The organism is Allobosea sp., assembly GCF_030694325.1.
In the GTDB taxonomy this organism is placed as follows: Bacteria; Pseudomonadota; Alphaproteobacteria; order Rhizobiales; family Beijerinckiaceae; genus Allobosea.
In genome coordinates, this window is sequence record NZ_JAUXYO010000098.1 from 1 (window position 1) to 10779 (window position 10779).

At 68.9% G+C, this 10779-nt stretch carries 9 protein-coding genes; 4 read left to right on the plus strand and 5 right to left on the minus strand.

The genetic code is table 11. The features are described from left to right. Nucleotide 1: 1 nt before the first annotated feature. The 3 genes from Q8M82_RS05950 (at nucleotide 2) to Q8M82_RS05960 (ending at nucleotide 3315) form a co-directional block, all read left to right on the plus strand. Entirely contained in the window at nucleotides 2-643 is a 642-nt protein-coding gene (locus Q8M82_RS05950; RefSeq protein WP_305690457.1) for a glutathione S-transferase family protein, read from the plus strand. A 112-nt stretch (nucleotides 644-755) separates the two neighbouring features. Then, nucleotides 756-2201 carry an aldehyde dehydrogenase family protein gene (locus tag Q8M82_RS05955; protein WP_305690458.1) on the plus strand — a complete coding sequence of 482 codons (1446 nt, stop codon included), beginning with the start codon at nucleotides 756-758 and terminating at the stop codon, nucleotides 2199-2201. A 109-nt stretch (nucleotides 2202-2310) separates the two neighbouring features. Next, the gene (locus tag Q8M82_RS05960) at nucleotides 2311-3315 is read left to right on the plus strand and encodes a BMP family protein (protein ID WP_305690459.1); all 1005 of its coding nucleotides are present in this window, start codon (nucleotides 2311-2313) and stop codon (nucleotides 3313-3315) included. 3 nt (nucleotides 3316-3318) lie between these two features. Here the strand turns inward: Q8M82_RS05960 and Q8M82_RS05965 are convergent, their stop codons facing one another. After that, nucleotides 3319-4332, minus strand: a complete 1014-nt coding sequence (locus Q8M82_RS05965) for a zinc-binding alcohol dehydrogenase family protein (protein WP_305690460.1) — start codon at nucleotides 4330-4332, stop codon at nucleotides 3319-3321. Between the two features lie 101 nt (nucleotides 4333-4433). Between Q8M82_RS05965 and Q8M82_RS05970 the strand changes: the two genes are divergently transcribed. Beyond that, entirely contained in the window at nucleotides 4434-4784 is a 351-nt protein-coding gene (locus Q8M82_RS05970; protein ID WP_305690461.1) for a winged helix-turn-helix transcriptional regulator, read from the plus strand. A gap of 9 nt (nucleotides 4785-4793) precedes the next feature. Here Q8M82_RS05970 and pobA read toward each other — a convergent pair whose 3' ends face one another. The 4 genes from pobA to Q8M82_RS05990 form a co-directional block, all read right to left on the minus strand. Continuing rightward, nucleotides 4794-5966: a 4-hydroxybenzoate 3-monooxygenase gene (gene pobA, locus Q8M82_RS05975; RefSeq protein WP_305690462.1), complete on the minus strand. Its 1173-nt coding sequence runs from the start codon at nucleotides 5964-5966 to the stop codon at nucleotides 4794-4796. Between the two features lie 98 nt (nucleotides 5967-6064). Next, a complete protein-coding gene (locus Q8M82_RS05980) occupies nucleotides 6065-6943 on the minus strand; it encodes a transglutaminase family protein (RefSeq protein WP_305690463.1) in 879 nt (292 codons plus the stop codon). Continuing rightward, nucleotides 6940-9426 (minus strand): circularly permuted type 2 ATP-grasp protein, encoded by a 2487-nt coding sequence (locus Q8M82_RS05985; protein ID WP_371126250.1) that lies wholly within the window; start codon nucleotides 9424-9426, stop codon nucleotides 6940-6942. The genes Q8M82_RS05980 and Q8M82_RS05985 overlap by 4 nt, the downstream gene beginning before the upstream one ends. A gap of 42 nt (nucleotides 9427-9468) precedes the next feature. After that, a partial coding sequence (locus Q8M82_RS05990; RefSeq protein WP_305690465.1) for a transglutaminase family protein occupies nucleotides 9469-10779 on the minus strand: 1311 nt, incomplete at its 5' end.

Here is a 10779-nt window from a genome sequence, read left to right on the forward strand (position 1 = left end):
ACTGACCATCAGCAGCAAGAACTACTCGTCCTGGTCGCTGCGTGGTTGGCTGCTCTGCATGATGGCGGGTCTTGAGGTGGAGGAGCACATGCTCTCTGCCGACGACCCCTCGACGCGGGCCGAATTGCTGCTGCTCTCGCCCTCCTTCCTGGTGCCCTGCCTGACCCATGAGGGCATCAAGGTCTGGGATACGCTCGCCATCGCGGCTTATCTCGACGAGATCAGGCCCGATGCCGGCCTCGTTCCGAAGGATGCCGCGGCACGCGCGCATTGCCGCGCGATCTGCGGCGAGATGCATTCGGGCTTCGCCAATCTGCGCTCGGCGCTGCCGATGAACCTCAAGGCGCATTATCCCGGCTTCAAGGTCTGGGCCGGAGCCCAGGCCGATATCGACCGTGTCACCGAAATCTGGCGCGACACCCTGCAGCGCTATGGCGGGCCCTATCTGTTCGGCAAGACGCTGACGATGGCAGATGCGATGTATGCGCCCGTCTGCCTGCGCTTCCTGACCTATGACGTCGCGCTCGACGCCGCCTGCCAGGCCTATTGCCGGACGATTTCGGCCTGGCCTGCCCTGCGCCGCTGGGTCGAGGCCGCCAAAGCCGAACCCGACGACGTCGAAGAGCTCGACGCCGAGTTCTGAGCGCGGCCATCATGCATGGCGGGACAGGGCCGATGCCCGGGCCCGCATTGGCCATCGCGCCCCAAAGCGGCTAAACCGCCCCACGAACACAAAACGCCGTGGGAGGCCGCTGATGACCGAGATGTTCAAGAACCTGATTGCCGGCGAATGGGCCGGTGGCACGAATGCTTCGCGCAACATCAATCCTTCCGACACCAACGACGTGGTCGGCGAATATGCGCAGGGCACGGTCGAACAGCTCAACGATGCCGTCGCGGCCGCCAAGGCCGCTTTCCCGGCCTGGAGCCGCTCCGGCCCGCAGGAGCGCTACGAGATCCTGAAGAAGGCCTCCGACGAGATTCTCGCCCGCAAGGAGGAACTCGGCCGCCTGCTCTCCCGCGAGGAGGGCAAGACCCTGGCCGAGGGCATCGGCGAGGCCGGCCGCGCCGGCCAGATCTTCGCCTTCTTCGCCGGCGAGTGCCTGCGCCTGTCGGGCGAGGCGCTGCCCTCGGTGCGTCCGGGCGTCGGCGTCGAGATCACGCGCGAGCCGGTCGGCATCGTCGGCATGATCACGCCCTGGAACTTCCCGATCGCCATTCCCGCCTGGAAGATCGCCCCGGCGCTCGCCTACGGCAACTGCGTCGTCATCAAGCCGGCCGATCTGGTGCCGGGCTCGGCCTGGGCTCTGGTCGACATCATCCAGCGCGCCGGCCTGCCCAAGGGCGTGCTCAACCTTGTCATGGGCCGCGGCTCGGTCGTCGGCCAGGCGCTGCTGCAGCACAAGGACGTCCACGCCATCTCCTTCACGGGCTCGGTCGCGACCGGCCGCAAGGTCGCCGAGGCCTGCATCGCCTCCTCGCCGATGAAGAAGGTCCAGCTCGAGATGGGCGGCAAGAACCCGCTCGTCGTGCTCGACGACGCCGACCTCAAGGTCGCGGTCGAGGCCGCCGTCACCGGCGCCTTCTTCTCCACCGGGCAGCGCTGCACGGCGTCCTCGCGCCTGATCGTCCAGGCCGGCATCCATGACAAATTCGTCGAGGCCTGCATCGAACGTCTCAAGGGCGTCGTCGTCGACGACGCGCTGAAGGCCGGCACTCATATCGGCCCGGTGGTCGACCAGAGCCAGCTCGACCAGGACCTGAAATACATCCAGATCGCCAAGGACGAGGGCGGCAAGCTGGCCTGGGGCGGCGAACTGCTGAACCGCGAGACGCCCGGCTTCTACCTCCAGCCGGCGCTCTTCACCGAGACCACGAACAGCATGCGGATCTCGCGCGAGGAGGTTTTCGGCCCGGTCGCCAACATCATCCGGGTCAAGGACTACGAGGAAGCGCTCGCCATCGCCAACGATACCGAGTTCGGCCTGTCCTCGGGCATCTGCACGACCTCGCTGAAGCATGCGACGCATTTCAAGCGCAATGCCGAGGCCGGCATGGTGATGGTCAACCTCGCCACCGCGGGCGTCGACTACCACGTGCCCTTCGGCGGCCGGAAGGGCTCGAGCTACGGCCCCCGCGAGCAGGGCGCCTACGCCAAGGAGTTCTACACCACGGTGAAGACGGCCTACACGCTGGCGTGAGGCGACTCTGGACCGGGCGGCCGCCGCGCCGCCCGGTCCTCCGACATTGCAGCGGGGGCCGATCTGGTCTTTGCTTCGGGCTGATCTCAACCGGAGTGACCCCACCGCGATGACCCTGCTTCGTCCGAACCGCCGCACCGCGCTCGCCCTGATCTCGTCCGCCTCCCTGCCGACTCTCGGGCGGGCTCAGGCCCCGAAGAAGGTCGCCGCGCTCTTCGCCGGGCGCATCGACGATCGCGGCTTCATGCAGGCGGGCTATGACGGGCTGAAGCTGGCCGAAGCCCGCCTCGGCGTCTCGGTCGCCTTCCGGCAGGGTGTCCAGCCCAAGCCGGAGGAACTGACGGCCGCGCTGCGCGAACTCGCCGCCGCCGGCCCCGATCTCGTCATCGCCCATGGCGGCCAGAACAACGCCGCCGCCAAGGCCGTCGCCGCCGAGTTCCCGGCGGTGCGTTTCGCCGTGACCCAGGGCAACGTGACGGGGACCAACCTCGCAAGTTATGAGGTGCTGCAGGAGCAGTCGGCCTTTCTCGCCGGCATGCTGGCGGCCCTGACGACCCGCACCGGCGTGGTCGGCCACATGTCCGGCATCCGGGTGACGCCGGGACTGAAGGGCCGCGCCGCCTATGCCGCCGGTGTTGCCCATGCCGATCCGAAGGTGATCCTGCTGACCAATTTCTCCGGCAATCAGGACGACAACGCCCTCTCGGAGAAGGTCGCCCGTGCGATGATCGCCAAGGACGCGCAGGTCATCTTCACCATGCTCAATGCCGGGCGCGACGGCGTCACCGCCGCCTGCCGTGAGCGCGGCGTCATGCAGATCGGCAATGTCGGCGACTGGACCGCGATCGCGCCTGACGTCTTCATCGCCTCCGCCTTCGCCGATTCCGGCCGCGCCCTGTTCGATGCGGTGGCGGACTTCACGGCCGGCAAATTCGCCACCGGCGAGATCAAGCGGCTCGGGCTCGAGACCCCGGAGGCGGTGCGCCTGATCATGGCCCCCTCCGTGCCGAGCGAGATCCGCGGCCGCATCGAGGCCGCGGCGAGAGCGATCGCCGCCGGAACCCTCGACGTGCCCGTGGAATGGGCGGGCTCGGAGTTCCCGACGCCCGCCTGAGGCTCAGAAGCCTTCGAGCACGATCTTGCCCTTCGCCCGGCCGCTTTCGAGCAGGGCATGGGCCCGCTTGAGATTGGCGACGTCGATCCGGCCGAAGCTCTCGGTCAGCGTCGTGCGCAGCTCGCCCGCATCGACCAGCCGCGCCACTTCGGCCAGCAGATCGCCCTGCGCCTGCATGTCGGGCGTCTGGTGCAGCGAGCGGGTGAACATCAGCTCCCAGTGCAGCGACAGCGACTTGTTCTTGAGCGGCATCACGTCGAGCGTCGCAGGATCGTCGATGACGCCGAGCCGCCCCTGCGGCGCGATGAGCTTCAGCACCTCCGGCAGATGCTGGGCGGTGTGGGTGGTGAAGAAGACGAAGCCCGGCGCTCCAAGGCCGAGCGCCGCGACCTCGTCCGCCAGCGGGCGGCTGTGGTCGACGACGTGATGCGCGCCGAGTTCGTTCGCCCAGGCCCGGGTCTCGGGCCGCGAGGCGGTGGCGATGACGGTGAGATCGGTCAGCCGGCGCGCGAGCTGGATCGCCGCCGACCCGACCCCGCCCGCGCCGCCGACGACGAGAAGCGCCGGCGCCGCGCCCGGCACGGGATCGCGGACCTTCAGCCGGTCGAACAGCATCTCCCAAGCCGTGATCATCGTCAGCGGCAGGGCCGCGGCCTCGGCGAAGGACAGGCTCTTCGGCTTGGGGCCGACGATCCGCTCGTCGACGAGATGGAACTCCATATTGGCGCCGGGGCGGTTCAGCGCGCCCGCATAGAACACCGCGTCGCCGGGCCGGAAGGCCGTCACCTCGGGACCCACCGCCTTCACGACGCCCGCCGCATCCCAGCCGAGGATGCGGGCTTCGCCCTCCGGGGGGCGCGCATTGCGCCGGACCTTGGTATCGACCGGATTGACCGAAATCGCCCTGACCTCGACCAGAAGGTCGCGTCCGCTGGCGACGGGCTCCGGCAGATCGAGCGCGATCAGGCTGGTGTCGGCGCTGATGTCCTGAGGTTCACGATATCCGATGGCGCGCATGGTCGAGGGCTCCTGCGTTGCAATGCAGGCGAGATGACCCCTATTCTCGGATATCGCAAGAACGCACAATTTCCGCCGATAGTGCCGAAAAGGATACCGTGATGCCGCCCCGCTTTCAGGAGCCCTATTGTGCCGAAGGCTGCCCGGTCGAGGCCGCGCTGGGGCTGATCGGCGGCAAATGGAAGGGAATCCTGCTCTATCACCTGATGAGCGGGACGCTGCGCTTCAACGAAATCCGCAAGCGCGTTCCCGGCGTGACCCAGCGCATGCTCACCACACAACTGCGTGAGCTGGAGGCCGACGGTCTGATCCTCCGCGTCGTCTATCCGCAGGTGCCGCCGCGCGTCGAATACAGCCTCTCGACGAAAGGGCGAACGCTCGAACCGGTCATCGTCGCCCTGAAGGACTGGGGCGAGCGTCACGCCACGCGGCAGGAGCCGCAGGCCGCCTGATCGGGACCGTCAGTAGGGCAGCCCGACATAGTTCTCCGCAAGCGCCGCCATCGCGTGCTCTGACGAGACGAGATAGTCGAGTTCCGCTTGCTGCATGCGCTGCTCGAACGGGCTTTGCTCCGGGAAGAGATGCATCAGCGAGGTCAGCCACCAGGAGAAGCGCTCCGCTTTCCAGACGCGTGCCAGCGCCTTCTGCGAATAGGCGTCGATTCCGGCTTCCGACCGGTCGAGGAAAAGTTCCCGCAGCGCCTCGAACAGGTAATGCACGTCGCTGGCGGCGAGGTTGAGCCCTTTCGCGCCGGTGGGCGGCACGATATGCGCGGCGTCGCCCGCCAGGAACAGCCGGCCAAAGCGCATCGGCTCGGCCACGAAGGAGCGCAGCGGCGCGATCGACTTTTCGATCGAGGGACCGGTGACCAACGCCTCGGCCGTTTCGGCATTGAGCCGACGGCGCAACTCGTCCCAGAAGCGCTGGTCGGACCAGGCATCGACCCGCTCGTCGGTGCCGCACTGGACATAGTAGCGGCTGCGCGTGGACGACCGCATCGAGCAAAGCGCGAAGCCTCGCTGGCTGCGGGCATAGATCAGCTCTTCGGAGACCGGAGGCACGTCGGCGAGGATGCCGAGCCAGCCGAAAGGGTAGACCCGCTCGAACACGCGCAGCGCGCTCGTCGGAATGCTGGCGCGGGCGACGCCGTGATAGCCGTCGCAGCCGGCGATGACGTCGCAATCCAAGCGCTGCGGCTGGCCGCCTTCTATAAATGTGACAGAGGGGCTCGTGCCGTCGAAACCGTGCAGCGTCACGTTCTCGGCCTCGAAGATGGTCTTGCCGCCCTGCGCGGCGCGCTGGTCCATCAGGTCGCGCGTCACCTCCGTCTGCCCGTAGACGGTGACGTGCCGCCCGCCCGTCAGCTCGCTCAGGGGGATGCGATGACGCTGTTCGCCGAAGAGCAGGTCGAAACCGTCATGCGGCAGGCCCTCCGCGTGCAGTCGGCCGCTGGCCCCGACCTTGTCGAGCAGGCCGACCGTGCCCTGTTCGAGCACGCCGGCGCGGATGCGCGCGAGCACATAGTCGCGGCTCTTGCGTTCGAGGATGACGCTGTCGATGCCGGCCTGATGCAGCAACTGGCCGAGCAACAGGCCCGACGGGCCGGCCCCGATGATGGCGACCTGGGTTCGCAAGAGATCCTCCCCGCGCCGCCGGACCGGCGTCTGCGCGAGCAACAAGTTGCCATGGCAACCAATAAAAAGAAAGCCGTGCTTCGGCCGACCGCCGGCGCTCAGCCGATCGGGATGACGTCCACGGCCACGCCGATCTTCTGCGAGCCCGGCCCGATCACCACGCCATCGAGTGGGGAGACGTCGGCATAGTCGCGGCCGAAGGCGGTGACGATGTGATCGTCGGCGACGATCAGGTCGTTGGTCGGGTCGAGCCCGATCCAACCGGTCTCCGGCCCGCACCAGAGCATGACCCAGGCATGGCTGGCGTCGGCGCCTTCGAGCCGCTTCTCGCCCGGTGGCGGCACGGTGCGGATATAGCCGCTGACATAGGCCGCCGGAAGTCCGAGCCCACGCAGCCCCGCGATCATGACATGGGCGAAATCCTGGCAGACGCCGTGCCGCTCGCGGAAAGCCTCTTCCAGCGGCGTCGAGACCTCGGTCGCCTCCGGATCATAGGTGAAGTCGGCCCGGATGCGCGCCATCAGCTCGGTCGCCGCCTCGAGCACCGGCCGCTTCCGCGCGAAGCTGCTGCGCGCGTAATCGGTCACGGCGGCGACGGGCGGCACGAGACGGCTGGGGTAGAGGTGGTGCGCCGGCGAATTGGGAGCGAGGCTGGCCGAGGCCAGAGCCTGTTCGCCGACATCCTCCCAACTGCGGGTCAGGCCGGGGAAGGGCGCCTGGGGCCGCCTGACCTCGACACGCGCGCGCAACTCGACCTTCAACTCACGATGCGGCTTCGCGATCGTCAGCGTCGTCATCCGGTTGCCGAAGAAGCAAAGGCCGTCGTCGCGCTCGGCCGGGCGCGGGGTCACGGTCAGCTCGCTGCGGGAAACACTCTGTCCGCCATCGTCGCGCGGCTGCAGCCGCAGGATGCAGCGGGCGAAGGGGACCGGACGGCTATAGGCGTAGGTCGTGATGTGCCGAAGGTCGTAGATCACGCGATGCCTGTGAGGCGCGAGCCTTCCGGGCCGCTGTTCTGGAGGAAGTAGCGATCGGCGATGGCGCTGGAGACGCCCATCAGCAATTGCTCGAACAGCAGGATGCTGGTCCGGTCGAGCCGCGCGGCCTCCGCCGTCCGGCACTCCGCGGCGAGCTTCAGGATCAGCCGGCGTGGCGCTTCCAGCATGCCATCCTCGGTCAGCGACGGCAGATCGCGGATTTCCGTGTCGAGCCTGTCGATCTGGAAGGCCACGGAGCGCGGATTGTAGGGATCGAGCATCACGAGATCGAGCACCGGCTGCAGGCTGGCACCGAGCAGGTAACGCGAGCGATAGGTGATTTGTGAATCCGTCAGATCGAGCAGCGCGTCGAGCGCGTCGCCCGGCGCGTTCGCTTCAGCGAAATGGCGGGCGAAGCGGCAGGTCGCGATGCCGCGCTCGAGCCGGCGCCCGATGTCGAGAAAGCGCCATCCGGGCCCCCGCACCATGTTCTCCTGGCTGAGCCCCGAGAAGGCGGCGAGGGACTTCAGCGCCCGGTCGGCGATTTCATAGGCCTCGCCTTCGCTGGGCTCGCGCCCATCCGCCAGGGTGAGCTGGTCCTGCATGTCTCCGAAGAGCCGCCAGGCATCGACCGACAGCCGCTCGCGAATGACGGAGGCGGTGCGCCTTGCCTCGCGCATGGTCGCGATGGCGGAGCCGTACTCGTCGAGCGCGTGCAGGGCGGCCGAGGCCTGACTGGCCGGGGTCTGGCCGCGGCCGCCGGGCGCCGCGCCCCAGGCCACCAGCAGATTGGCGAGGCGCTTCAACGTCTCGTTGCGACCTTGCGCCGGGTCGGTATCGATCAGCCGGCCGAGCAGCGCGCGCACCAGGCGCAGCGTCGCCTCCGTCCGCTCCAGATAGCGCCCGAGCCAGAACAGGTTGTCGGCCGCTCGGCTCGGGAGCGTGCCGGTCACGCGGCGGATGCTGATGCGGTCGGGCGCCGGCAGCAGCGAGACCTGCTCGACCGGCGCGTCCGACGTCACCCAGACGTCGCTGGAACGCACGCCGCTGCGCATGCTGACGGCGCGCGCGTCGCGCTCGTCGGAGATGCGGCAGAAGCCGCCGGGCATCACCTTCCAGCCGTCGGGGGTGGCGGCGGCGAAGACGCGCAGCGTCATCGGGCGCGGCTGCAGACGGCCGTTCTGGAACACCGGCGTGGTCGACAGCCGCACCACCTCCTGGCCGACATAATCCATGCCGCGCGCCTCGATCCGGCGGCGCAGCGCCGCCTTCTCGGCGGCCGGGAGGTCGGCCACGACGACGGGGCCTGCATCGAGCCCACCGCCGGCGCTGCGGAAGGCCGGCGCGATGCTCATATCGTCGAAGCGTTCCAGCACCACCGCCCGTTCGCGCGGCTGGCCGCACCACCAGGTCGCGACATTGGGCAGGATCATCGCCTCGCCGAGAAGGCGTTCGCCCAGCGCCGGGAGGAAGCCCATCAGCGCGCGCGCCTCGACCACGCCCGAGCCCAGCCCGTTGGCGACATGCACGGAACCCTTGCGCACCGCCTGGACCAGTCCGGCGACGCCGAGTGCGGAGGAGGCGTTCAGCTCGAGCGGATCGGCGAAATCCCCGTCGATGCGCCGCCAGATCACGTCCGCCCGCTTCAGCCCGGCGATGGTACGCACATGCACACGGCCCTCGCGCATCACGAGGTCGCCGCCCTCGACGAGCAGGAAGCCGAGATAGCGCGCCAGATAGGTCTGCTCGAAATAGCTCTCGTTCAGCGGCCCCGGCGTCAGCAGGCAGATGCGCGGCTCGACGCGCTTGGAGCGGGCGACGAGCCCGGCACGGAAGCCCTGGAAGAAGGCCGCCAGCCGCTCGATGTTCATGGTCCGGAACATGTCAGGGAAGGCGCGCGACAAGGCGAGCCGGTTTTCCAGGGCATAGCCCGTTCCCGAGGGGGCCTGGGTGCGGTCCTGGAGGATCCACCAACGGCCGTCCGGTCCGCGCCCGAGATCGGCGGCGTAGAGCTGCAGCGTCCCGCCCCCGGGTGCGCCCTGCAGCGGCCGCAGATAGTCCGGGCTGCCGGTGACGACCGAGGCCGGCAGGAGCCCGTTGGCGATCATGTCGCCGGGGCCGTAGATGTCGTCGAGCAGCGTGCCGAGGAGCTGCGCCCGCTGCGCCACCCCGGCTGCGATTGTCTGCCATTCCGCCCCGGTGATCACGAGCGGGACATGGCTGAGCGGCCAGGACCGTTCGCCCGCGGTGGGGTCGCGCGGATCGATGTCGCCATGCACCCGATAGGAGACCCCGGTGTCGTGGACATGCCGGTCGGCCAGGCCGAAGCGCTGGTTCAGCTCGTCGGGCGAGAAGGCGCACCACTCCGTCAGGAAGGGCTCCCATTGCGGGCGAACGTGCCCGTCCGCACCGACGATCTCGTCATAGACGCCGGGCAGCGGGCGATAATCCGCCAGCAGAGCGTTGCGCCGCTCTGTCCTCACGCGCGCGGAGGGGGATCGGCGCTGCAATGCCATCGCTTGGGTCTACACTCCGGCCGGGCGCCGCAAATCCAGGGTCAGCGGGAATTCGGCGCTGCGCTCTTCGGGCGGAATCGCCAGCGCGCCGGGAGTATGGCCGATCGCTTCGAAACGTGCGAGCCGCCGCGCCTCCGCTTCGTAGGAATTCACCGGCGGAGTCTCATAATTGCGACCGCCGGGATGGGCGACGTGATAGACGCAGCCGCCCAGCGAGCGCCCGACCCAGGTGTCGACGATGTCGAAGGTCAGCGGCGCGTGGACGGGAATCGTCGGGTGCAGGCCCGACGCCGGCTGCCACGCCTTGAAGCGCACGGCCGCGACGCTCTCGCCCGTGGTCCCGGCCGGCGTCATCGGCAGGCGCCTGCCATTGCAGGTGACGAGGTGCCGCCCGGGCACCAGCCCCTTCGCCTTGACCTGGAGCCGCTCGACCGAGGAATCGACATAGCGCACGGTACCGCCGATCGCGCCCTCCTCGCCCATGACGTGCCAGGGTTCGAGCGCCTGGCGGATCTCGATCTCGACGCCGCCATGCTCGACCTTGCCGAAGAAGGGAAAGCGGAACTCGGCCTGCGCCTCGAACCAGACCGGATCGAAGGCGTAGCCGGCGCCGCCGAGATCGGCCAGCACCTCGCGGAAATCCTGCCAGACCATCTCGGGCAGCATGAAGCGGTCGTGCAGCGCCGTGCCCCAGCGTACCAGCGGGCCGGTCTGCGGCTCGCGCCAGAACCAGGCGATCAGCGCCCGCACCAGGAGCTGCTGCGCCAGGCTCATCCGCGCATCCGGCGGCATCTCGAAGCCCCGGAACTCGATCAGTCCGAGCCGGACCGTCGGCCCGTCCGGCGAATAGAGCGTGTCGATGCAGATCTCGCTGCGGTGGGTGTTGCCGGAGACGTCGACCAGGAGATTGCGCAGCAGCCGGTCGACCAGCCAGAGCGGGATCGCGGGCGCGCCGGGGGCGGGAATGCTCGCCAGCGCGATCTCGAGCTCGTAGAGCGCGTCGTGCCTCGCCTCGTCGATGCGCGGCGCCTCGCTCGTCGGGCCGATGAACAGGCCCGAGAACAGGTAGGACAGCGAGGGGGGGCGGTTCCAGTAGAGCACGAGGCTCTTCAGCAGGTCCGGCCGGCGCAGGAACGGCGCGTCGGGTGGGGTGACGCCGCCGAGCACGACATGGTTGCCGCCGCCGGTGCCGGTGTGGCGCCCGTCGATCATGAACTTTTCGGCGCCGAGGCGCGTCTGGCGGGCCTCCTCGTAGAGGCCGGCGGTGATGTCCACCGCCTCGCGCCAGGAGGCGGCAGGGTGGACGTTGACTTCGATCAC